At 72.3% G+C, this 23,190-nt stretch carries 19 protein-coding genes; 12 read left to right on the plus strand and 7 right to left on the minus strand.

Annotated features, from left to right (window positions below; all coding sequences use genetic code 11):
• Window positions 1-15: 15 nt before the first annotated feature.
• The 5 genes from C1C97_RS10140 to C1C97_RS10160 all read right to left on the minus strand — a co-directional run bounded on the left by C1C97_RS10140 (window position 16) and on the right by C1C97_RS10160 (window position 5,429).
• Window positions 16-1,752 (minus strand): DUF885 domain-containing protein, encoded by a 1,737-nt coding sequence (locus tag C1C97_RS10140; RefSeq protein ID WP_110919247.1) that lies wholly within the window; start codon window positions 1,750-1,752, stop codon window positions 16-18.
• A gap of 76 nt (window positions 1,753-1,828) precedes the next feature.
• Window positions 1,829-2,941: a MauE/DoxX family redox-associated membrane protein gene (locus tag C1C97_RS10145; protein ID WP_121031699.1), complete on the minus strand. Its 1,113-nt coding sequence runs from the start codon at window positions 2,939-2,941 to the stop codon at window positions 1,829-1,831.
• Between the two features lie 139 nt (window positions 2,942-3,080).
• A complete protein-coding gene (locus C1C97_RS10150; protein ID WP_121031663.1) occupies window positions 3,081-3,416 on the minus strand; it encodes an acyl-CoA carboxylase subunit epsilon in 336 nt (111 codons plus the stop codon).
• The gene (locus C1C97_RS10155) at window positions 3,413-4,996 is read right to left on the minus strand and encodes an acyl-CoA carboxylase subunit beta (RefSeq protein WP_121031665.1); all 1,584 of its coding nucleotides are present in this window, start codon (window positions 4,994-4,996) and stop codon (window positions 3,413-3,415) included. Before C1C97_RS10155 ends, C1C97_RS10150 begins: the two co-directional genes overlap by 4 nt.
• 151 nt (window positions 4,997-5,147) lie before the next feature.
• Window positions 5,148-5,429, minus strand: coding sequence for a YciI family protein (locus tag C1C97_RS10160; protein ID WP_110919250.1), 282 nt, complete (start codon window positions 5,427-5,429; stop codon window positions 5,148-5,150).
• 150 nt (window positions 5,430-5,579) lie between these two features.
• On the opposite strand from C1C97_RS10160, the gene C1C97_RS10165 reads away from it, so the two are divergent.
• The 4 genes from C1C97_RS10165 to C1C97_RS10180 are packed head-to-tail and all read left to right on the plus strand — an operon-like array spanning window position 5,580 to window position 9,172.
• Window positions 5,580-6,500 carry a biotin--[acetyl-CoA-carboxylase] ligase gene (locus tag C1C97_RS10165; RefSeq protein WP_110919251.1) on the plus strand — a complete coding sequence of 307 codons (921 nt, stop codon included), beginning with the start codon at window positions 5,580-5,582 and terminating at the stop codon, window positions 6,498-6,500.
• On the plus strand, window positions 6,497-7,105 hold the full coding sequence (locus tag C1C97_RS10170) for a hypothetical protein (protein WP_110919252.1): 609 nt from the start codon (window positions 6,497-6,499) through the stop codon (window positions 7,103-7,105). The genes C1C97_RS10165 and C1C97_RS10170 overlap by 4 nt, the downstream gene beginning before the upstream one ends.
• Entirely contained in the window at window positions 7,098-8,258 is a 1,161-nt protein-coding gene (locus C1C97_RS10175) for an adenylate/guanylate cyclase domain-containing protein (RefSeq protein ID WP_110919253.1), read from the plus strand. The genes C1C97_RS10170 and C1C97_RS10175 overlap by 8 nt, the downstream gene beginning before the upstream one ends.
• Window positions 8,255-9,172, plus strand: coding sequence for a PP2C family protein-serine/threonine phosphatase (locus tag C1C97_RS10180; RefSeq protein ID WP_110919254.1), 918 nt, complete (start codon window positions 8,255-8,257; stop codon window positions 9,170-9,172). The genes C1C97_RS10175 and C1C97_RS10180 overlap by 4 nt, the downstream gene beginning before the upstream one ends.
• A gap of 285 nt (window positions 9,173-9,457) precedes the next feature.
• Here C1C97_RS10180 and C1C97_RS10185 read toward each other — a convergent pair whose 3' ends face one another.
• Together C1C97_RS10185 and C1C97_RS10190 are read right to left on the minus strand one after the other, a co-directional pair.
• Window positions 9,458-11,572, minus strand: a complete 2,115-nt coding sequence (locus tag C1C97_RS10185; RefSeq protein WP_110919255.1) for an acyl-CoA dehydrogenase family protein — start codon at window positions 11,570-11,572, stop codon at window positions 9,458-9,460.
• Entirely contained in the window at window positions 11,569-12,291 is a 723-nt protein-coding gene (locus tag C1C97_RS10190; RefSeq protein WP_233542876.1) for a TetR/AcrR family transcriptional regulator, read from the minus strand. The genes C1C97_RS10185 and C1C97_RS10190 overlap by 4 nt, the downstream gene beginning before the upstream one ends.
• A gap of 158 nt (window positions 12,292-12,449) precedes the next feature.
• Here C1C97_RS10190 and C1C97_RS10195 point away from each other — a divergent pair, with 158 nt between their 5' ends.
• The 8 genes from C1C97_RS10195 to C1C97_RS10230 all read left to right on the plus strand — a co-directional run bounded on the left by C1C97_RS10195 (window position 12,450) and on the right by C1C97_RS10230 (window position 23,063).
• Complete coding sequence (locus C1C97_RS10195) at window positions 12,450-13,778, plus strand: acetyl-CoA C-acetyltransferase (RefSeq protein ID WP_110919268.1); 1,329 nt, start codon at window positions 12,450-12,452, stop codon at window positions 13,776-13,778.
• A gap of 49 nt (window positions 13,779-13,827) precedes the next feature.
• Window positions 13,828-15,210, plus strand: a complete 1,383-nt coding sequence (locus C1C97_RS10200) for a 3-oxoacyl-ACP reductase (RefSeq protein WP_110919257.1) — start codon at window positions 13,828-13,830, stop codon at window positions 15,208-15,210.
• 4 nt (window positions 15,211-15,214) lie between these two features.
• Window positions 15,215-16,297, plus strand: a complete 1,083-nt coding sequence (locus C1C97_RS10205; protein ID WP_121031668.1) for a MaoC/PaaZ C-terminal domain-containing protein — start codon at window positions 15,215-15,217, stop codon at window positions 16,295-16,297.
• Between the two features lie 218 nt (window positions 16,298-16,515).
• The gene (ligA, locus tag C1C97_RS10210; RefSeq protein WP_121031670.1) at window positions 16,516-18,861 is read left to right on the plus strand and encodes an NAD-dependent DNA ligase LigA; all 2,346 of its coding nucleotides are present in this window, start codon (window positions 16,516-16,518) and stop codon (window positions 18,859-18,861) included.
• Between the two features lie 6 nt (window positions 18,862-18,867).
• A complete protein-coding gene (locus tag C1C97_RS10215; RefSeq protein ID WP_121031672.1) occupies window positions 18,868-19,725 on the plus strand; it encodes an inositol monophosphatase family protein in 858 nt (285 codons plus the stop codon).
• Between the two features lie 478 nt (window positions 19,726-20,203).
• The gene (locus C1C97_RS10220) at window positions 20,204-20,899 is read left to right on the plus strand and encodes a LysM peptidoglycan-binding domain-containing protein (protein WP_233542879.1); all 696 of its coding nucleotides are present in this window, start codon (window positions 20,204-20,206) and stop codon (window positions 20,897-20,899) included.
• Window positions 20,900-21,054: 155 nt separating this feature from the next.
• Entirely contained in the window at window positions 21,055-22,179 is a 1,125-nt protein-coding gene (locus tag C1C97_RS10225) for an NAD(P)/FAD-dependent oxidoreductase (RefSeq protein WP_121031676.1), read from the plus strand.
• Entirely contained in the window at window positions 22,176-23,063 is an 888-nt protein-coding gene (locus tag C1C97_RS10230; protein WP_110919263.1) for a glycosyltransferase family 32 protein, read from the plus strand. Before C1C97_RS10225 ends, C1C97_RS10230 begins: the two co-directional genes overlap by 4 nt.
• Window positions 23,064-23,190 lie beyond the last annotated feature (127 nt).

Below are 23,190 nucleotides of genomic sequence, written 5' to 3' on the forward strand. Positions count from 1 at the left end.
CGGGAGCGCGCGGCGCTACAGCGCGAGGGCGTAGGTCAGTGTGTCCAATCCCACGGAGCCCAGTCGCAGCGCGCGGCTGTGGAAGCGCTTGAGGTCGAAGTCCGCGCCCTCGCGCGCCCTGGCCTGCTCGCGGGCGTCGAGCCACATCTGCAGCCCCACGCGGTAGGAGGGCGCCTGACCCGGCCAGCCCATGTAGCGCAGCCACTCGAAGCGCAGCGTGCCCTCCGCCATGGCCACGTTGTGCCGCAGGAACTTCCAGCCGTCCTCGGGGGTCCACACCTCACCCGCGCGGGCGCCGCCGAGCAGCTCCCCGAGTTCCTCCGGGATCTCGAAGCCGCAGTGGAAGCCCACGTCGAAGATCACGCGCACGGTGCGCAGGCGCTGCGAGTCGAGCATGCCCATCCGGTCCCCGGGATCGTCCAGGAAGCCGAGCTCGGCCATGAGGCGCTCCGCGTACAGGGCCCAGCCCTCGCCGTGGCCGGAGACCCAGATGCCCATGCGGCGCCACTCGTTGAGCTCACCGGCGTTCGCCAGCGCGGTGGCGCACTGCAGGTGGTGGCCCGGGATGCCCTCGTGGTAGACGGTGGTGGTCTCCTCCCACGTGTTGTGCTGCGAGACGCCCGCGGGCACGGACCACCACATGCGCCCGGGCCGGGAGAAGTCCGAGCTGGGCGGGGTGTAGTAGATGATGCCGTCCTGCGTGGGGGCGATGCAGCACTCCAGGGTGCTCATGGGCTCGGTGATCTCGAAGTGCGTGCCCGCCATGGCGGCCAGGGCGGTGTCGGAGAGCTTCTGCATCCACGCCTGCAGCTCCTCGGGGGAGTGCAGCTGCCGTGCGGGGTCTGCGTTCAGCGCGGCCATGGCCTCCTGGATGCTGGCGCCGGGCTGGATCTGCTCGGCCACGGCGCGCTGCTCGGCATCGAGGGCGAGCAGCTGCTGCACGCCCCAGTCGTAGACCTCGCGGGGGTCCCGGCGGGCGCCCAGGAAGGACGCCAGGTGCAGGCGGTAGTCCTCGAGGCCGCACGCGTCGGACTCCCGGGCGACCGGGGCGAAGTCCTCGCGCAGCATCCGGGCGACGCCCCGGTAGGCCTCGCGGGCGGCGTCGGCGGCGCGGGACAGGTCCGCACGCACCGAGGCGGGCGCGGCGGGGTCCGCCGCGAGCGTGGCGAAGAACCCCTCGTCGGAGGCGTACTGCTCGGCCTGCTGGGAGGCCTCCACGATCTGCGGGGCCGACGGCGGACGGTTCAGTGCCACGGCCTCGTCCAGTCCCGCGCGGTACTGCTCCAGGGCGGCCGGGATGTTCGCCATGCGCCCGGCAATGTGCTGCCAGTCCTGCTCGGTCTCGCGCGGCATGGCGTCGAGGATCTGGCGGATGCCCTGCACGGGGGACTCGATGTTGTTGACCGCGGAGACGTCCAGGTTCGCCTCGTGGCGCTCCCACTCGATCTCGAGTTCGTTGCGCAGGGCGTGCAAGGTCACGCGGTCGACGTCGTCCTGCGGCTGGACCTCGTCCAGTTTCTCGAGGGTGGTGCGCACGAGCTCGGCACGCCGGGCCCGTCCGTCCGGGCCGAAGTCCGGGTACTCGGTCTCATGGCCGGGGATCCCGTTGAACGTGGCGGCGCTGGGGTCCAGGGCCATGCACTGCTGGAAGTAGGTGTCGGCGAGGGCGTCAACGGCGGTGGCCGTGCGCCGGGCGGAGCCCAGGGGTGCCAGGGGCTCCGGGGGCTGCGATGCGGTGTTGGTTGTGGTCACGGAATGTAACCCTAGTCACACTCGGGTCCCGGGCAAGCATCCATCCGCATCCCGGCCACCGTGCCGCCCGCGCTGCTCATGCGGCGAAGCGCTCCTGCAGTTCGTCGAGCAGCTCCAGCACGGGTCCGCTCCCGGCCACGGGCCCGCCGGCCAGCAGGCCGTCCGCGCCGAGCACCACGGCCCAGGGCGTGCCCGACTGCTCGAACAGCGTGGCCGTGGCGTGCTCCCGGTCCACCAGGGCGGCGGGGCGCAACGGCGCGGGGAGCAGGTCGCGGTGCTCCTCACGGGCCACGACCGCGTGCAGCGCCACCGGCCCCACCCGGTCCCGCAACGGGGTCAGCCGCTCGATCACGGGAGCACACGAGCCGCACGTGGGGCTCACGGTGAACAGCGCCCGTGCCTGCGTCCTGGCCAGTTCCCGCAGCGTCACCACGGAGCCCTCGGCACCGGTGAGCCCGGCGAAGGGAATGGGGACCCGCTCGTACTCCGCCGGCTCCGCCCCGGGAGCGGGATCCGGAGCGCCGTCGGGGGCGTCCGGTGCCATCCGGGCCGGCACTGCCGCGGGGCGCCCGGTCGCAGGGACCGCCGCGGCCTCGCGGCCTCCCCCGGCACCGCGACGCCCCCCGGAATCCGGGAGCAGGGGCACGCGGGCGACGTCGTGCGGATCCGCCGCAGGTGCACCCGGGCGCTCGCTCCACACGGTCAGCAGGACGAGCACCACGGGAAGGGCCCCCGCCGCGACGGTCCACCACGGGACGTCGACCGCGGGGCCGTCGGCACCCAGCACCGCGAGGACCAGCGCGAGCACCGCGACGAGGGTGAAACCGAGATTGCGCACCACGGTGCGTCGGGAAACCGGCGCCCGGGACAGGGAACCGAAGCACCCGCAGGACGCGGGGTCCGGGACCCGGGTACCGCGCAGCACCACCGCGGTGAAGGCCGCGAACAGCACCGTGGCGGCCAGTGCTGCGGCGATCAGCAGGGTCCCCGAGGTGAACAGCAGCCCCGCGGCCAGGACGATCTCCACCCAGGGCAGAACGCCCTGCACCCAGCCGGCACGCAGGGCGGATGGCAGGGGCACGGTGGACAGCAGGGTGCGGCCGGTCTCCGGGGCCAGCAGCTTCGCTGTGCCGCTCACGAGCAGCACGACGGCGAGGGACACGAGGGCGGAGACGGAGATGGCGGCCACGTGCACATTATTCCCTCCTGCGGAACCGTCCGCCGTCCGGAAGCACCCCGGGGGTGGGAGCCGGTGCCCGTGCCGACGGCGCGAGCACCACAAGACGGGCGGGCGCGCCGCCGGCCGGGCCGAGGCGTTGTCCCGCCTGCTAGCGCTCGGGCTGGGTCCAGCGCCACGCACCGCGGCCGGGACGCAGCCGCAGGCCCAGCCGGACCCGTCGGGACTGGGACCGCGGGGCCCGGCCGGGACGGGGCCGGGGCGACTCCTGTGGCGCGGGCTGCGCACCGAGGACCGCGACCAGCGCCGCGAGTTCCTCGGGGGTGGGGTTGCCGCGCGTCACGGTGAACAGCGGTTTCCCCTGCACCGAGGCCTCCGGCAGGGACGCCACCGCGGCGGTCCCGGGATCGGCAGGGGGCCGCGGCGGTGTCCCGGCCGCCGGGGAGGCGGCGGGAGCAGCACGGTCGATCCGGTCCGCGGGGCTCACAGCGGGATGTTCCCGTGCTTCTTGGCGGGCTGGGACGCCCGCTTGTCGGACAGCCCGCGCAGGGCCTTGATGATCTGCTCGCGGGTCTCGGAGGGGCAGATGACGGCGTCCACGTACCCGAGCTCGGCGGCCTGGTACGGGTTCAGCAGGTCCTCCTCGAACTGCTGGGCCAGTTCGGCGCGCAGGGCCTGGGCGTCCTCCCCGTTGTCCTCGGCGGCCTTGAGGTCCCGGCGGTAGAGGATCTCCACCGCGCCCTGGGAGCCCATCACGCCGATCTGCGCGGTGGGCCACGCCAGGTTGATGTCCGCACCGAGCTTCTTGGAGCCCATCACGATGTACGCGCCGCCGTACGCCTTGCGCGTGATGAGGGTGACCATCGGGACGGTGGCCTCGGCGTAGGCGTAGAGCAGCTTGGCGCCGCGGCGGATGATGCCGTTGAACTCCTGGTCCGTGCCGGGCAGGAACCCGGGGACGTCCACGAACGTGAGGATGGGGATGTTGAAGGCGTCGCAGTGGCGCACGAAGCGCGCGGCCTTCTCGGACGCGGCGATGTTCAGCGTGCCCGCGAACTGCATGGGCTGGTTCGCCACGATCCCCACGGTGTGGCCCTCCACACGGGCGTAGCCCACCATCACGTTGGGTGCGTAGAGCTCCTGGATCTGCAGGAACTGCCCGTCGTCCACGACCGTCTCGATCACGGTGCGCATGTCGTAGGGCTGGTTCGCGGAGTCCGGGATCAGCTCGTCCAGCGCGAGGTCCTCGTCCGTGGTCTCGGGCACCTGGTCGTGGTCCAGCAGGGGGCTGTCCTGCAGGTTGTTGCCGGGCAGGTACTCCAGCAGCTCGTGCACGAAGTAGAAGGCGTCCTGCTCGTCCGAGGCCAGGTACGCCGCGGTGCCGGTGCGCTCGTTGTGGGAGCGGGCACCGCCCAGGGTCTCCATATCCACGGTCTCACCCGTGACGGTCTTGATCACGTCCGGGCCGGTGATGAACATGTGGGAGGTCTTGTCCACCATCACCACGAAGTCGGTCAGGGCGGGGGAGTACGCGGCACCGCCGGCGCACGGCCCCATGATCAGGGAGATCTGCGGGATCACACCCGAGGCCCGCACGTTCATGCGGAAGATGTCGGCGAACATGGCCAGTGAGGCCACGCCCTCCTGGATGCGCGCGCCGCCGCCGTCGTTGATGCCGATCACGGGGCAGCCGTTGCGCAGCGCGAACTTCTGGACCTTCACGATCTTCTCGCCGTTGACCTGGGAGAGCGAACCGCCGAACACCCCGAAGTCCTGCGAGTACACGGCCACCAGGCGCCCGTCCACGGTGCCGTAGCCGCTGACCACGCCGTCACCGAGCAGCTTCTTCTTCTCCATGCCGAACATGGTGCTGTGGTGCACGGCCAGCGCGTCGAACTCCACGAAGGAGTCCGGGTCCAGCAGCATCTCGATGCGCTCGCGCGCGGTGTTCTTGCCCCGGGAGTGCTGCTTGTCCACGGCCGCCTGTCCGGCCGGCGCTGCGGCCTCCTCCCGGCGCTGCCGGAAATCGGCGATCTTGCCTGCTGTGGTGGACAGGTCGTGGCTCATAACACCTCGCGTTGTCGTGGTCGGCTCGTGTCCGGGCGTGCCGCGGGCCCCCCGGAATCGACCTCCAGTGTAGATGGCACCGCGGGGTGGGCCGTTGTCGAGGTCCCACAATCCCCGGGGGTGATCTTCGAGCGGTCGACGGCGCCGGGGCTCAGTCCGTGCCCACGGCCCCGATCGTCACGGACCACTCGCGGATCTCGTGCGCGGTGACCGCCCCGTGGACCACCAGGGGGTCGTCCTGGATGAGGCGCTCCACCTCGTCGGCGCCGTCGGCGCGGAGCAGGATCAGGGCGCCGTCGTCACCGAGCGGTCCGGAGGCCAGGTTGACGCCGCGCTCGTTGAGCTGCCGCAAGAAGGCCCGGTGGGCCGGACGGTGCTCCGCGAGGATCTCTGGCGGACCGCCGTAGGTGTAGTTCAGGGCGAAGATGCTCATGCTGGGTCCTCCCACGGCCGGGTCACGGGCCGGGTCCGGCCCGTCCCAGCATATGTCCGGGGCACCGGGCTGGACATAGGGTTGGGAGCACGACAGTACGAGGAGACACCGACCGCGGCGCAGGCCGCATGCCGAAGGAGCGCAGGCCCCATGGACGTCACGGAACAGCATCCCGCCGCGGACTACGACGCCGCCGAGCTCGCCGCGGCGCTGCGGCCCCTTGGGTACCGCGAGATCACGGTCCTGGACAGCGTGGGCTCCACCAACACGTGGCTCACCGACCGCGTGGCGCAGCGGACCCCGCGGGACGGGGACGGACCGGACCTGGAGGCCGTCGTGACCGGCTACCAGAGCCGGGGAAAGGGCCGGCTGGACCGGCAGTGGGTGACCCCCGCGGGAGCCGCCGTCACCTTCTCGGTGGCCTGCACCCCCGTGGACCGCGCGGGCCGCCCCTGGCCCCAGGAGCTGCTCCCGTGGCTCACCCTGCTCATGGCGCACAGCATCACGGAGGCCGTGCGCGGGCTCATGGGCGCACCGGCCACGATCAAGTGGCCCAACGACGTCCTGAACCGCGACCGCAAGCTCTGCGGCATCCTCGCGGGCCTCGTGCCCACCACCGGTGCGGGCCCGCGCACCGTGGTGATCGGCGCGGGCATCAACGTGAACCAGCAGGAGCTCCCCGTGCCCACGGCCACGTCCCTGCGGCTGGAGGCCGGGCCCGACGGCTACGTCCCCGCCCGCCCCGAGCTGCTCACGGTGGTCCTCGCCCGGTTCTCCGAGGTCATGGACCGGGCCGCGCAGGACCCCGCCGGACAGCTGGGCCCGGACGGCGAGCTGCGACGCGACATCGAGAACCGGCTGGGCACCCTCGGGCGCAGGGTGTCCCTCCAGCTGCCCGGGTCCGCGGAGCCCCTGCTCGCCACGGCCACGGGGCTCGGCGCCTCCGGGCAGCTGCTGGTGCGCGCCGCGGACGGGACCGAGCACGAGTACTCCGCGGGCGACGTCGTCCACGTGCGTCCCGCGAGCCCCGCACCGGGCGGACGGGGCGCCGCCGAGGGGCCCCGCGCATGAGGCAAGGGCACCGTCTGGACCTGGCACCGGGGGAGGAGACCGTGGTGGCCACCCGCCCGCACCCCCTGGGGCTGGTGCGTCCGGCGCTCGCCGCGTGGCTCACGGTGCTCGTGTACTCGGCCCTGCGCCGCGTCCTGGACCTCACCTGGCGGCCCACGGACACCCCGTGGACCACGCTGCACACGTTCGTGGGGTGGGTGCTGCTGGTGGTGGCGCTGCTCGCGGCGTGGCGGTTCGTGCTGATCCCCGCGTGGCGGTGGCTGCGCACGCGGTTCGTGCTCACCACCGCGCGGTTGGCGCTGCTGGGCCCGGCGGCCCGCGACGGCGTGGTGCACCTGCCGCTGAGCGCCCTGGGCTCGGTGCGGGTCACGCGCGGTGCCGCCACGGCGGGGGAGACCCGCGAGGTGCTGGACCGCGGCACCGTGCTCGCGGACTTCGGCCCGCTGGGCGGCCTCAAACTGGCGGGCTGCCCGCAACCGGCACGCTTCGCGCAGCTCGTGCGCGAGTCCGCGGCCGGGGTGGGGAACTACAGTGGTGGAGGCGACACCGCCGGACCGGGCCGTCCCGGGACCCCCAACGCCCAGCAAGGAGGACCGCGTGGCTGACGACCCCTCGGAACACACGGGCCCGCCTGTCACGGGCCCCCAGACGGAGCAGCTGAACCTGAACCTGCACAACCCCGTGCAGTCCAACCTGTACGGCTCGGAGGAGTCCCAGGCCGCGGTGCGCCACCTGGACTCGTTGCTGCTCGGGTCCCAGCGCAACCTGCGACGCCGCGAGGCCGCGCGGGACGCGGAGCTGTCCACAGCGTCCGCCCGCAAGATCTGGCGCGCGCTGGGGTTCCCCAACCTCAGTGACGACGAGGTCTACTTCACCGGTGAGGACGTCCGGGCCCTGCGCGTGGTCTCCGGCCTGGTGCAGGGGGGCAGGCTGAGCGAGGAGGCGGCCCTGTCCCTGGCCCGCTCCGTGGCGCAGCTCACGGACCGCATGGTCGTGTGGCAGGTGGAGGCACTCGTGGAGGACATGGTGGCCCACCAGGGCATGACCGACGCCCGGGCCCGGCGCGAGCTGCTCAGCGTCCTCCCCGATCTGCTGGAACCCCTCGAGCACCTGCTGGACTACGCGTGGCGGCGGCAGCTCTCCGCGGCCGTCCAGCGCCTCGCGATGCGCGGTGAGCGCCCGGACGGCACCACCCTCACCCTGCACGACGCCGCCCCGGACGTGGGCGGGTCCGCCCTGCCGCTCGCGCGCGGCGTGGGTTTCGCGGACCTCGTCTCCTACACGTCCCTGTCCCGGCGGATGAACGAGCGCACGCTCGCGAACCTCGTCCAGCGCTTCGAGAAGCGGTGCGCCGAGGTCATCTCCATCGGCGGCGGCCGGGTCATCAAGACCATCGGGGACGAGGTCATGTTCCTCTCCGAGACCCCCGAGGGCGGGGCGCAGATCTCACTGGCGCTCGCCCGCATCATCAGGGAGGACGAGCTGCTGCCGCAGGCGCGGGTCGCCTTCGTGTGGGGGCGCGTGCTGCCCCGGCTGGGGGACCTGTACGGACCCACGGTGAACCTCGCCTCCCGCCTGGTGGCGCTCACGGATCCCGGCGGGGTGGTGGTGGACGAGTCCACGGCCCGCGTGCTCGCCGGCGACGAGCGCTTCGTGCTGGAACCCCAGGCCACGTGCAACGTCCGCGGCTTCGGGGACGTGCGCCCCGTGGCCATCACCCAGGGCCACGGGCCCCTCCTGGAAGACGAGGTCGAATGACCGCTGCGCTGACCATCCGATCGGGCGGTGTCACCGACCGCGGGCTGCGTCGTGAGACCAACGAGGACGCCCTCATCGTCACGGACACCATGTGCGCCGTGGCGGACGGCATGGGCGGGCACGAGGCCGGCGAGGTGGCCAGTGCGCTGTGCGTGTCCACGCTCGGGGCCTCGGAGCTGTTCACGCTCGAGGACTTCCGGGACTACCGGATCGTGGAGCCGGAACCGGGTTCGGACGTGGCCCGCTTCCGCGCGACCATCGACCGGCAGCTCAAGCTGGACCCGGACATCCCCCACGAGGCGCTGGAGGCCGTGCGCCGGGTGCGCTCGGTGCTGTGGGAGGCGGACCGGGCCATCCAGGCGGAGTGCGGAACCCGCGCCGGGACCACGGTCACGGGAGCGTGGCTCGTGCAGATCTCCGGCACGTGGCTGTGGCTCGTGTTCAACGTGGGGGACTCGCGCACCTACCAGCTCACCGGCCCCGCACCGGGCGCGCAGGTCACGCCCGAGACCGGGCCCGTGGGGGTCGCCCAGCTCACCGTGGACCACTCCGAGGTGCAGTACCTCGTGTCCATCGGCCAGCTCACCCCCGCCCAGGCACTCGTGCACCCGCGCCGCAACGTGATCACCCGGGCGCTGGGGACCGGACAGATCTGGGAGCCGGACGTCGTCGTGCTGCCCGCGGTGCCGGGCCAGCGGCTGCTGATGTGCTCGGACGGTCTCACCGGGGAGCTGTCCCCGGCGCACATCGCCCGGGTCCTGCACTCGGTCCAGCACCCCAAGGAGGCCGCGGACGTCCTCGTCCAGGCCGCGCTGCGCACCGGCGGGCGGGACAACGTCACGCTCGTGGTCGCGGACGTGCTCACCGCGGACGACCCCCGGGCGAACACCTCTTCCATCCCGCGCGTCCGCTGAACGGCGGCGCGGCGCGGACGCCGATGCCCGCACGGCAGGCGACGCGCGCTGGCCCCGGTACCCGGTGCGGGCCCGACCCCACGGCGGCCCGACCTGGCGGGGGCTCGACGCGGCGGCGGTCGGAACCCGGGCGGTGGATATGCCCTGCGGACACGGAAACGGTCCCGCGGCACCCTCCGAGTTCGGAGGGTGCCGCGGGACCGTGGTCCTGGGACGTGTCCTGGGATGGCAGACCCAGCCGCTGCGCACCGCACCCCTCGGGGGCGTGACGCGGCGGCCGGCCGCTCAGCTGCGCTTGCCGCGCTTCTTCGCGCCCGCGGGCTTGGCGGGCTTGGGCTCCTTGACGGGGGCGTCCCCGCTGGCCCGCAGCCGCCGGTAGTACTCGGCGGCCTCCTCCTGGCGCTCGGCCTCCACCGTGCCGCCGATCTCCGCGCGCAGCAGCTCGGGGGACAGCCCGAAGGAGTCCACGAGTTCCAGCGCGTACGGCCGCAGGCGGGCGATCAAGCGGTTGATGTAGGACTCCAGGGCACGGCCCCGGCGCATGGACAGCCGGCCGTAGGACAGGTACCAGGCCAGGTCCGTCTCGATCAGGTGCAGCCCGAACAGGTCCCGCAGCCACGTGAGCACACGCTTGGTGTCCGGGTCCTCGATCTTCTCGAGCCCCGCGGTGAACGCCTCCCACTGCAGCAGCCGGGCGTGGGTTCGGGCGGCCTCCAGCAGCCGGTTCTGGTTCTCGTTGAACGCCTCCGCCTGCTCCAGGCGGGACTTCTTGCCCACCGCACGCAGCTCGTCCGCGATGTCACCCACCATGGTGTGCACCCGGTCCACGAGCAGCGCCCGCTGGGCCTCCGGATCACGCAGCGCGTTGACGGACTTGCGGGAGTCACCGGTGTCGGAGACCGCCTGGGTCAGCTTGCGCAGCCCCGTGCGGTTGAACCCGGTCTCGGCCGCCCGGTCCGCCACGTAGCGCGCCATGACGCCCATGTCCGCGTCCTTGAAGCCCGCCGAGTAGTCCGTGAGCAGCCGCTTGGCGGCGAGCTGCAGCAGGATGGTGTTGTCACCCTCGAACGTGGCGTAGACGTCCAGGTCCGCCCGCAGCTCCACGAAGCGGTTCTTGGCGATGAACCCGGCACCGCCGCACGCCTCGCGGCACTCCTGCAGGGTGTCCAGCGCGCTCCACGTGGACATGGCCTTGAACGCGGCGGCCAGGGTCTCCAGCTGCTCACGGTTCTCGTCGGAGTCGTCCTCGCCGGAGAACACCTCGTGGAACTTGTCCAGCAGCTGCTGGTGCGCGAACGTCATCGCGTAGGTCTCGGCGATCCTGGGAATGAGGCGGCGCTGGTGGCGCTGGTAGTCCAGCAGCGTCTGCTCCTGGGTGTCCGAGTGGGTGTTGAACTGCCGGCGCTGCTCGGCGTAGCGCACCGCGATGCTCAGTGCCGCCTGGCTCGCGATGGTGGCGGCGCCGTCCAGGGACACGCGGCCCTGCACCAGGGTGCCGATCATCGTGAAGAAGCGCCGGCCCGGGGACTGGATGGGGGAGGAGTAGACCCCGTTCTCGTCCACGTCCCCGTACTTGTTCAGCAGGTTGGTGCGGGGAACACGCACGTGGTCGAAGTGCAGCCGGCCGTTGTCGATGCCGTTGAGCCCGCCCTTGCGGCCGTCGTCCTCGCCGCCCACACCGGGCAGGAACTCGCCGTTCTCGTCCCGCAGGGGCACGTAGAGGCAGTGCACCCCGTGGTTGGTGCCGTTGACGATGAGCTGCGCGAAGACCGTGGCGGCCCGCCCGTGCACCGCGGCGTTGCCCAGGTAGTCCTTCCACGCCGCCTTGAACGGGGTGTGGATCTCGAACTCGTCGGTCTCGGGAATGTACGTGGCGGTGGTCCCGATCGACGCGACGTCCGAGCCGTGGCCGATCTCCGTCATGGCGAAGGCGCCGGGCATGCTCAGGTCCAGGATCGAGGGCAGCCACTTCTGGTGGTGCTCCTCGGTGCCCAGGTTCAGCACGGCCGAGCCGAAGAGACCCCACTGGACACCGGACTTGATCTGCAGGGACGGGTCCGCGAGCACGAGCTCCTCGAACGCGGAGAGGTTCGCGCCGGGGCTCATGTCCCCGCCCACGCTCTCGGGCATGCCCAGGTACTGGGGCCCGGCGTCCGCGAGCAGCTTGAGCTGCTCGAACGTGTGGTTGCGCTGGTCCTCCACGGTCTGGTTGTACTGCGAGTGGAACCTGGGATCCTCGGCCCGCTTGCGTGCCGCGAGGCGCGCCTCGGGCCAGCGGCCCAGCAGGATCCTGCCGAGCTCGGCGGTGTCGATGCCCGAGGGTACGGTGGCGCCCTCCTCGGGCAGGTCCTCGATGCGGTCGGTGTCGGGAATGGTTCCGCTGACCGGAATGGTGGTCATGCTGACTCCTGAGGGGTGTCGTGGACGGACGGGCCGTCCTGGTGACGGGTCGCGCTGGAAGGGAGGTCCGCGCCGGAGGGCTCCGGCGGGACAGCACCCGCCGCGGGGCGCAGGCCTTCCACGGCCCATGTGGTGATGATGCGGCTCATGGTGTGGCGGTCCGGCATCCCGGGGACGTCCCCCCGGGCGAGCCAGGCCTCACCGGCACCGCGGACCATGCCCACGGTGGAGGCGGCCCAGCACTGCAGCAGGCTCGCGGCCATCACCTGCTCCCCGTGGTGTCGCACGTGCTGCTCCATGAGCAGGTCCCGCACCGAGTTCACGAAGCGCTCGATTGTGGAACCCTGCTCGTCCGGGGCGGTCACGACGAAGCGGTAGACCTCCGCCGAGCCCGCCACGGAGCGCAGGTACTCCGAGACCAGTGCGTGGATCATGGCCGCGAACGTGTCCGCCTCGCTCGCCGCGGCCACCATGCGGCGTCGCATGCGGGTCACGAAGTACTCGCCCATGGCGGCCTGCACGCCCGCCTTGTCCGTGAAGTAGCGGTAGAACACGGATTTGGACGTGCCGCACGCGGTCGCGATCTCCTCCATGGAGATGGCGGCACCGTGGGCGGCCACGGCGTCGCGGGCGGCCGTGAGCAACTCGGTGCGCCGCTTGGCACGGTGGCGCTGCCAGCGGCTGTTCCTGCCGTCCACGGGGGTCGTGACCTGTTTCACGATACCGAGAGTATCAGCTACTCTGGGTTTCAAGTGATCCACATCGCACACACCCCTCAGGAGGGACCCCCATGTCCGAGAACACGCAGCGCAACGCACCGAAGACCACGGAGAAGACCACGGACACGCGCGGCACCGGGAGCAAGCCCGCTCCCGTCATGGCAGCCACCGGCAAGCACGCCTCGACCCCGGCGGGCACCCGCGCCGTGGTGGTGGCCGGCAACCGCATCCCGTTCTCGCGCGCCGGGGGCCCGTACGCCAACGCCTCCAACCAGGACATGCTGACCGCGGCGATCGACGGCCTGGTGGCCCGCACCGGCATCGCGGGCGAGCGCCTGGGTGCCGTGGCCGCCGGTGCCGTGATCAAGCACTCCCGCGACTTCAACCTGACCCGCGAGTCCGTCCTGGGCTCCGCGCTGGACCACGCCACCCCGGCCTACGACGTCCAGATGGCGTGCGCCACGGGCATGGAGACGGTGAGCTCCATCTCCAACAAGATCCGCCTGGGCCAGATCGAGGCCGGCATCGCCGGAGGCGTGGACTCCTCCTCGGACGCGCCCATCGCCGTGAGCGAGGGCCTGCGCCGTGCGCTGCTCAAGCTGCAGCGCGCGAAGACCACCATGCAGAAGATCCAGGCGTTCAAGGACATCCGCCCCGCGGACCTCACGCCCGCCGTGCCCAGCTCCGGGGAGCCCCGCACGGGCCTGTCCATGGGCGAGCACCAGGCGCTGACCACCCAGCACTGGGGCATCACCCGCGAGGCGCAGGACGAGCTGGCCGCGGCCTCCCACCAGCACCTCGCCGCCGCCTACGAGCGCGGTTTCTTCGACGACCTCGTCACCCCGTTCAAGGGCCTGACCAAGGACAACAACATGCGCCCGGACTCCACCGTGGAGAAGCTGGGCAACCTGAACCCGGTGTTCGGCAAGAAGCTCTCCGGTGAGGCCACCATGACGGCCGGCAACTCCACCCCGCTCACGGACGGTGCCTCCGCCGTGCTGATCACCACGGACGAGTGGGCCTCCCAGCGTGGGCTGACCCCGCTCGCCGAGGTCGTGGACACCGAGTCCGCCGCGGTGGACTTCGTGACCGGCAAGGAGGGCCTGCTCATGGCCCCCGCCTACGCCGTGCCGCGCCTGCTGGCCCGCCACGGGCTGACCCTGCAGGACCTGGACCTCGTGGAGATCCACGAGGCGTTCGCCTCCACCGTGCTCGCCATCATGAAGGCGTGGGAGTCCCCCGAGTTCTGCAAGGACCGCCTGGGTCTGGACGCTCCGCTGGGCTCGATCGACCGCTCCAAGCTCAATGTCAACGGCTCCTCGCTGGCCACGGGCCACCCCTTCGCGGCCACGGGCGGTCGCATCGTGGCCTCCACGGCCAAGGAGCTCGCCGCCCGAGCCAAGGCGGAGGGCCGCCCGCAGACCGCGCTGATCTCTGTGTGCGCCGCCGGTGGCCAGGGCGTGGCCATGCTGCTGCGCTCGGCCTGAGCACCCCACGTCAACCGCGAGACATCACGAGATCCGGGAGAGAACTGAAGTGACGGACACATATCTGGACATGGTCAACTCGGGGCTGGGCAAGCAGCTCGCGAGCAAGCTGGGCCTGCCGCGCCCTGTGGCCCTGCGCCGCTACCGCAGCGGCCGGGACTTCCCCGAGGGCGCGGTGCTGGTGCTGGGCCGGGGCAGGGCCGCCGACGCCGCGGCGTCGGCCATGCTCGGCTGGGACCTCGACGTGCGCCGCCACGCCTCCGACGTGGACCGTGTGGGCGCCGTGCTGATCGACTACACCGAGGCGCAGGGGCCTGCCGACCTGGGCGGTCCCGCCCTGGAGCTGTCCTCGGCGCTGCGCAAGCTGCGTGCCGGTGGCCGGGTCATCACGCTGTCCCGCCCCGCCCCGGGGATCGGCACGGGAGCGGCCTCGGGCACGCTCCCGGGTGCGGAGCAGCTGGCTCCGGCGCAGGCGGCCGCACGGCAGGGCGTGGTGGGCCTGCTGCGCTCCGTGGCCCAGGAGATGCGCGGGGGCGTGACCGCCAACGGCGTGCTCGTCGCGGACGGCGTGGCCGCGGACGCCCCCAGCGTGATCGGCGCCGTGCGGTTCTTCCTGTCCGGGCGCAGCGCGTACGTGGACGGGCAGTTCCTCACGGTCGGCGACGACCGCGGCGATGCCGGTGTGGACTGGGAGCACCCCGTGGCGGGCAAGGTGGCCGTGGTCACCGGCGCCGCACGCGGGATCGGCGAGCAGGTCACACGCACGCTGGCCGCCTCGGGCGCCACCGTGATCCCGGTGGACGTCCCGGCCGCCGGGGACGCCCTGAGCAAGCTCGCCAACGAGCTGCGCGTCCCCGCGCTGCAGCTGGACGTGACCGATCCCCAGGCCGGGCAGAAGATCCTGGACCTCGTGGCCGGGCGCTACGGCCGCCTGGACCTCGTGGTGCACAACGCCGGGATCACCCGGGACAAGATGCTGGCGAACATGGACGAGGCCAAGTGGAACTCGGTGATCGCGGTGAACATCGAGTCCCAGCTGCGCATCACCGAGACCCTGCTGTCCTCCGACAAGCTGGGGCCCGCGCCGCGCATCGTGTGCCTGGCCTCCACCAGCGGTGTGGCCGGCAACCGCGGGCAGACCAACTACGCGGCCTCCAAGGCCGGTGTGATCGGCGCGGTGGCCGCCACCGCTCCGCTGATCGCCGCCAAGGGCGGCACCATCAACGCGGTGGCACCCGGGTTCATCGAGTCCGAGATGACCGCCAAGATCCCGGCCGCGCGCCGGCAGATCTCCCGCCGGCTGAACTCCCTGCAGCAGGGTGGCACCCCGGTGGACGTGGCGCAGGCCATCACGTTCCTGCTCTCGGACGCCGCCGGTGGCGTCAACGGCCAGACGCTGCGCGTGTGCGGCCAGAGCATGGTGGGGGCCTGAGCGCATGAGTGCTGCGGATTCCACCGTCCCCTCGCTCCCGGAGGGCTACGAGCGCACCATGCCGTCGGGCGCCGTGAAGCTGCCCGCGCTCTACGCCACCGCGGGAGCGCGCGCGGCTACGTCCGCCGCGGGCGACGCCGCGGCGTCGGCCTCGCGCAGGGTGCTGCCCGCGCTGCGCACCTCGCCCGTGGGTCGCATCCTGCCGGCGTCGCTGCGCACGCCCGGGCGGGACAGGGTCTCGGGCGCGCTCGAGCTGCCCCGCGTGGCCCACGTGGTGGAGGGTCTGGCCGCCGATCCCGAGTGGCACGAGAAGTTCTGCCGTGTGGTCCACGCCACCCCGCACCCCGAGGCGCCGGGGTCCGCGGAGACCGCCGTGTTCTCCGGTGCGCTGCACTGTCTCGCGTTCCCCGTGGCCATGTCCGTGCTGACCCGCAAGGACTTCCCGCTGCCCGTGCTCGGCATGGTGCACATCTCCAACACCGTGCACCACGTCTCGGACGTGGCGGTGGGGGAGCGGGTCACCGCGACCGCGTGGACCGAGAACCTGCGTGCGCACCGCGCCGGGACCATGCTCGACGCCGTCGTCACCCTGACGCGCGAGGACGGCTCGGTCGCGTGGGCCGGACGTTCCGGCTACCTCGCCAAGGGGGTGCACACCGCCATTGCGGGTGAGGCCCCGCGCGCGGGCTCCGAGGACGCCGCGCAGCGCGAGCACGCGCCGTTCGAGGCGCCGCTGCCCACCGGGCAGTGGTCGCTGGGCGCCGGCACCGGGCGGGACTACGCCGCGGTGAGCGGCGACTACAACCCCATCCACCTCTCGGACCCCTCCGCCAGGGCGCTGGGCATGAAGGGGGCGATCGCGCACGGCATGTACACGGCGTCGCGCGCGCTCGCGCTTACGGGCGTGCCGTCCGAGGTGCCGTTCACGTGGTCGGTGGACTTCGCCACCCCGGTGCGCCTGCCCGCCACGGTCGCCGTGGCCGTGGACGACGACGGTCGGGGCGCCCACTGGAGCGCATCGCACGTCCAGGTGTGGGGCCCCAAGCGCAACCGTCCGCACGCGCAGCTGCGGGTCGCCGCGCTGTAGGCGGCGCACCGCCGCCACGGGACACCGCTCGACGGGCCCCCTCGGATCCACGGATCCGAGGGGGCCCGTTGCCTCTGTCCGACTGCCACCGAATTCCGCCCGGCCGTGGCCGCGCGGAGCGTCCCGACGGTGACCTCGCGGTGTCGGCGAGCCGGATCGCGGGCTCAGGGGGTGCGGGGCGTGTCGTGCGTGTCGTCGTCCTGGGCCACAATGGTGGCGTGAGCACAGTCAACGCCAAGAACGCGCAGCGGGCCACGGACGCAAACGGCCAGAGCCTCAACCCGGAGGAGCCCAGCGAGGCCCTGCGGGAGGAGTACGCCGAGCTCTCGGACCGGGTCCGCGAGGCGCGCGCCGCGTACTACGTGCATGACCAGCCCGTGATCTCGGACGCCGAGTACGACGCCCTCTACCGCTCCCTCGAGGAGTTCGAGGCGCTGCACCCGGAGCTCAAGGCCAACGACTCGCCCACGCAGGAGGTGGGCGGCGAGGTGGGGGCGGCGTTCAGCCCGGTGAAGCACCTGGAGAAGATGTACTCGCTGGAGGACGTCTTCTCCACCGACGAGCTCGTGGCGTGGCTGGAACGCGCGCAGAAGCAGGTGGTCGAGCTTCCCGGTGCGCCGGAGGTCGCGTGGCTGAGCGAGGTCAAGATCGACGGGCTGGCGGTGAACCTGCTGTACCGGGACGGTGTGCTCGTGCGCGCGGCCACCCGCGGCGACGGCACCACGGGCGAGGACATCACCCACAATGTGGCCACCATCAGGAGCATCCCGCAGCGGCTCACGGGCGAGGACCTGCCCGAGGAGGTGGAGGTCCGCGGCGAGGTGTTCATCTCCTCCAAGGACTTTCGGGCGCTGAACGAGGCCATGGTGGAGGAGGGCCGGGCGCCCTTCGCCAACCCGCGCAACGCCGCCGCGGGGTCCCTGCGGCAGAAGGACCCCCAGGTCACGGCCAGGCGGCCGCTGTCCATGTTCGTGCACGGCATCGGCGCCGCCCGGGGCTTCGAGCTGGAGACCCAGTCCCGGGCGTACCACGTCCTGCAGGAGTGGGGGCTGCCCGTGAGCCCGTACTCCCGGGTGCTCGCCTCCATCCCCGAGGTGCTGGAGTTCATCGCGGAATTCGGGGACAAGCGGCACAGTCTGCTGCACGAGATCGACGGCATCGTGGTCAAGGTGGACGACCGCCGCACCCAGTTCCGGCTGGGATACACCTCGCGCGTGCCCCGCTGGGCGGTGGCCTACAAGTACCCGCCGGAGGAGGTCAACACCAAACTGGTGCACATCCTGGTGAACGTGGGCCGCACCGGTCGTGTGACCCCGTTCGGCCTCATGGACCCGGTGCGGGTGGCCGGCTCCACGGTGGAGATGGCCACGCTGCACAACCAGGACGTGGTCAAGGCCAAGGGCGTGCTGATCGGGGACACCGTGGTGCTGCGCAAGGCCGGGGATGTGATCCCGGAGATCGTGGGCCCCGTGGTGGCGCTGCGGGACGGCACCGAGCGGGAGTTCGTGATGCCCACCGAGTGCCCCTCCTGCGGCACGCCGCTGCGCCCTGCCAAGGAGGGGGACGTGGACATCCGCTGCCCCAACGCGGAGACCTGCCCGTCCCAGCTCAAGGAACGCGTGAACCACGCGGCGGGACGGGGTGCCTTCGACATCGAGGCGCTGGGCGAGGAGGCCGCCAAGGCCCTCACCCAGCCCGTGCCCCTGGACGCACCGGACGGCACCGATCTCTCGGTCCCGCCGCTGCGCAACGAGGCCGGGCTGTTCGACCTCACCCCGGAGGACCTGCGGGACGTGATGGTGTGGCGGGACTCCCGGCGCACGGTCACGGACCGGCAGACGGGGGAGAAGACCCAGCGGACCACCCCGGAGCTGGTGCCGTACTTCTGGACCAAACCCACCAGGGCCAAGCCGAGCGTGCCCTCCAAGACCACCGAGCAGATGTTCGCGCAGCTGGAGCAGGCCAAGGACACCGAGCTGTGGCGCGTGCTGGTGGCGCTGTCCATCCGCCACGTGGGTCCCACCGCGGCGCGCTCGCTGGCCACCGCACTGCGCAGCATGGACGCGATCCGCGCGGCGGACCTGGACACCCTGGCCGGCACCGACGGCGTGGGGCCGGTGATCGCCCAGGCCGTCCGGGAGTTCTTCGACGAGCCGTGGCGCCGCACCGTGGTGGACCGCTGGGCGGCCGCGGGTGTGCGCATGGAGGAGGAGATCGACGAGTCCACACCGCGCACGCTCGAGGGCATCACGGTGGTGGTCACGGGCTCCCTCGAGGGCTACAGCCGGGACTCCGCCAAGGAGGCCATCCTGAGACGCGGCGGGAAGGCCTCGGGGTCCGTGTCCAGGAAGACGCACTTCCTGGTGGCCGGCGAGAACGCGGGCACCAAGCTGGACAGGGCGGAGTCGCTCGGCGTCCCGGTGCTGGACGAGTCCGGGTTCGAGCGCCTGCTCGCCGAGGGTCCGGCGGCGTTCGAGGACGCCGCGGGCGCCGGCACCGGAACCGCCGACGGTTCCCAGGACACGGCCGACACCACCGGCACCACCGACGACACACAGGAGTAGAGAACCATGGCGGATGCCCTGGAGGGGCTGGGTCCCGGGACGGACGAGCTGGAGGACCTGCTGGGCGTGGCCCTGCGGGCCGCGGAGGCGGGAGCGCACGTGCTGCGCGGCCGGGACGCCTCGGCGTTCCAGGCGGTGAACAAGTCCTCGGACGGGGACTGGGTCACGGCGTTCGACGTCGCCGCGGAGCAGGCGGTCCTGGACGTGCTGCAGCGGGAGCGGCCCTACGACGCCGTCACGGGTGAGGAGTCCGGGACCCACGTTCCCGAGCAGCGCTCGGGCCTGCGCTGGTCCGTGGACCCGCTGGACGGGACCACCAACTTCATCCGGGACATCGTGTACTACGCCACGTCCGTGGCCGCCTGCGACGAGCACGGCAACTGGCTCGTGGGAGTGGTGGACGCCCCCGCGCTGGGGCGCGTGTACTACGCCGTGGCTGGACTGGGGGCGTGGGTGCGGCGCAACGGCGAGGACGCACGGCTGTCCGGCCCGGTGCCGGCCCGCAGGGGAGCCCTGTACGGGACGGGTTTCTCCTACGACGCCGCGGTGCGCCGGGAGCAGTTCGGCTCGTTCCTGGACACCATGGAGCACTTCTCGGACATGCGGCGCCTCGGGGCGGCCTCGCTGGATCTCTGCATGGTCGCGGACGGGACGCTGGACGGCTACTCGGAGCGCGGTCTGCACGAGCACGACTGGGCCGCCGGAGCACTCATCGCCCAGGAGGCCGGTGCGCGGGTCGAGCGGCCGCAGCTGCCGCCGCAGCCGGCGCTGAGTGAGGAACCCCACAGCGCATCGAGTGCGAAGGCGAACGCCTACGAGAAGGCGCGCATGGCTAGTGTGATTGCCGCGTGGGGCGCCCGATAGAGGCTGGATATCACCCCGTTATCACCTGGGAATCCCGCCGTTATCCACCGATCCGGGCGGTCTCGGGTTGACCCTCGGGGTGGGGTGCCCTAGCGTTGCCCGAGTTGAACGGTCCCCAAGGCCGTGATACATGCCCGCGACTGGGGTTGCCCCCCGAAGCGGGATAACGAACACGTAACGTTGCTCTTGGAAAACAGGGGAACGTTACGCTACCGTTATCTACAACTTCCTCGGCGGACTTTCGTGAGCGGAAGTTCGCCTCCGGGTGCACATGATCCGTGCCCCGGATTGTGCTGGATGCTGCTGCAACACCGTACGTCGTCTATATGGCAGCATTCCGTAGCTTCTACCCCTAAAACCAACAGTCACGGGTAGACGACGGCGCGAAGACACCCAGGGATGGGAACGAGCGTAGGTGGCCTTACGGAGCATGATGAAGACTTCAACCGCTATTCGCCGTGGTGCCGCTGCTGTCATGATGGGCGGTGTGGCCGTCGGTGCTTTCGCCGTTCCCGCCAACGCGGCCCCCAGCCTGGACGCCATCAAGCAGTGCGAGTCCGGTGGAAACTACCAGGCGCACAACGCCTCCTCAGGTGCCTCCGGTGCCTACCAGTTCCTGACCAGCACCTGGCAGGGCATGGGAAGCGACATCACGCAGGGCTACGCCACTGCCGGTGAGGCTCCCGCCCACGTGCAGGACGCTGCCGCCGCCGCCCTCATGGCCCGCTCCGGTGCCAGCCAGTGGGAGTGCTCCGGCATGATCGCCTCCGGTGCCGCGTCCTCTGTGGCCCCGCAGTCCTCCTCCGTGCAGCAGGCTGCCCCTGTGCAGCAGGCCGCGCCGGTGAAGGAAGCCGCTCCGGCCCAGCAGGCCGCCCCCGTGCAGCAGGCTGCTCCGGTCCAGCAGGCCGCTCCCGTGCAGCAGGCTGCCCCGGTCCAGCAGGCCGCCCCCGTGGCCCAGGCCCCGGCCGTGCAGTACTCCGCTCCGGTTACTCCCGTGCAGCAGGCAGCTCCGGCCGCCGGCACCTACACCGTGCAGGCCGGGGACACCCTGGGCACGATTGCCAACAAGCTCGGCGTGAACGGCGGCTGGAAGGCCCTGTACTCGGCGAACACCGGCATCGTGGCGGAGCCCAACCTGATCTTCCCGGGCCAGGTCCTGAACATCCCCGCCTGATCCAGGCACCTCATCGCGCGTCGATGAACGGCTGACCCGGCCGATCCGATCGTCCGGGACCGCCGCGGAACCCCGCCCCTCACCGTCACGGTGAGGGGCGGGGTTCTTCTCGTGTGCCGCGCACCTGCTCCTGCGGCGGATGGCACCATGGGCTCATGCACCACGACATCGTGATCATCGGGGCGGGCATCGCGGGTCTGTCCGCGGCATCGGAGCTGGCACGCCTGCGCGGCACCGGCCGGGGCATCTGTGTCCTGGAGGCCGAGAACGCCGTGGCCCAGCACACCTCCGCGCGTTCGGCCCAGCAGCTCATCCCGAGCTACGGCCCGGAACCGGTGCTGGAACTGACCCGGTGGTCCATCGCCGCTCTCGCCGAGGCGTCCGCGGACCTGCCCTCGCCCCTGGTGTGGCCCAGCCCGTTCGTCGTGGCCGGGTCCCCCGCGGACGTCGCCGCGGAGACCGTGCCGGGACTGCGCCGCATGAGCGGCACCGACCTGTTCGCCCTGTGCCCCGAGCTGCGCGCGGACGCGGCCCGCTACCGCACTGCCGCGGTGGACGGCGCCGCGGTGCGCTCGGACGCCACAGCGCTGCTCGCGTGGCACCGGCGCCGGGCCGAGAGCGCGGGCGTGGCAGTGCGCACGGGGTTCCGTGTGACCGGGGCCCGGCGTGCCGGCAGCACCTGGGAGCTGCTGCCCGCGGCGACCAGCCCCGGGACGGAACCCGACGACGTCGTCCGCGCGGGCACCGTGGTGAACGCGGCCGGGGCGTGGGCGGAGCACGTGGGCTCGCTGCTGGGGGGCGCGCCGCAGGGTCTGCAGCCGCTGCGCCGCACCGCTGCCCTCGTCCGCCTGGACACGGCCATGCCGGCCGAGCACCCCATGGTCATGGACGCCGCGGAGCACTGGTACTACCGGCCCGATCCCGTGGGCGCCATGATCTCGGTGGGGGAGTCCGAGCCCAGCGAGGCGTGCGACGCGCAGCCGCACCCGGGCGCCGTCGAGCGCCTGATCGCCACCATCCACGAGCACACGGAGCTGCGCATCACCGGGGTGGCGAAGGCATGGACCGGGCTGCGGACCGAACGCGCCTCGGACGTGCCCGTGTGCGGCTGGGACCCCGCGGCCGACGGCGTGTTCTGGCTCGCAGGCCAGGGCGGCTACGGCTTCCAGACGAGCGCGGCGATGGCTGCCGCGGCGGCCGAGCAGATCGTGACCGGCGGCGTGGGCGGGTGGCTCACCCCGGAGACGGTGGCCGCGCTGCAGCCGGAGCGTGCGGCGTGAACCCGGTGGACCCGCTGCTGGCGGCGCGCCAGGTCAAGCACGCGCTGTTCGTGGCGAACAAGCGCCGCCGCCGGGCGCAGCGCTCGGCGCTGTTCTCCGCGGCAACCGTGGCGGGTCGCTGGCACGCCAGATGGCACCCGTACGAGTTCGATCCCGCCCGGTACCGCCGCTCCTTCGTGGCCCGCGACGCCCCTGCCACCGCAGCAGCAACCGCGGTGCCCGGTCCGGTGCGGCGCCGGGTGTTCGTGCTCTGGCTGGGCGAGAACCCCATGACCCCGCGGCGTCGGGAGAACCTGGCGGTGCTTCGCGAACGGATCGGAGTGCCCGTGGATCTGGTCACCGCGCAGAACCTGCACGAGTGGGTGGTGCCGGAGCACCCCCTGCACCCGGCCTACGAGAACCTGTCCCTGATTCACCGCTCGGACTACCTGCGCGCGTACCTGATGCACCACCACGGGGGCGGGTACTGCGACCTCAAGGCGCCCACGGGGTCGTGGGGCTCCGCGTTCACCCGGGTGGGACAGGATCCACGGGCGTGGCTCGCCGGGTACCCCGAGCTCAGTGCGGGGCAGGTCACCCGGCTGCCCGGCCAGCTGGGCAAGGACCTGGCCCTGTACCACTCCCGCCTGGTGGGCATGGGAGCGTTCATCGCCCATGCGGCCACCCCGCTCACCGCCGAGTGGCTGCGGGAGGTGGAGCGCCGCCTGGACTACTACGCGGACCAGGCGGCCGAGTTCCCCGGGGAGCAGCGCGGTGAGGTGGTGGGCTACCCCGTCTCGTGGACCCGGCTGCTCGGCGGTGTCCTGCACCCGCTGCAGCTGAAGCACCTGGAGCACGTCCGGCAGGACCCGGAGCTGCGGCTGGACCTGGGCGACTACCAGTAGCGACGGGCGCCGCGCCCAGGGCACGCCGTGCCCCGGACCCCGCGGACCGGGGGCGCTCCGGACCTCGCCCACCGGGGCCCAGGACCTCGCCCACCGGGGGCGCTCCGGACGGGGGTGCTCCGGACCG

Origin of the sequence: Kocuria tytonis, assembly GCF_003226895.2 — a bacterium.
Classification (GTDB): domain Bacteria; phylum Actinomycetota; class Actinomycetes; order Actinomycetales; family Micrococcaceae; genus Kocuria; species Kocuria tytonis.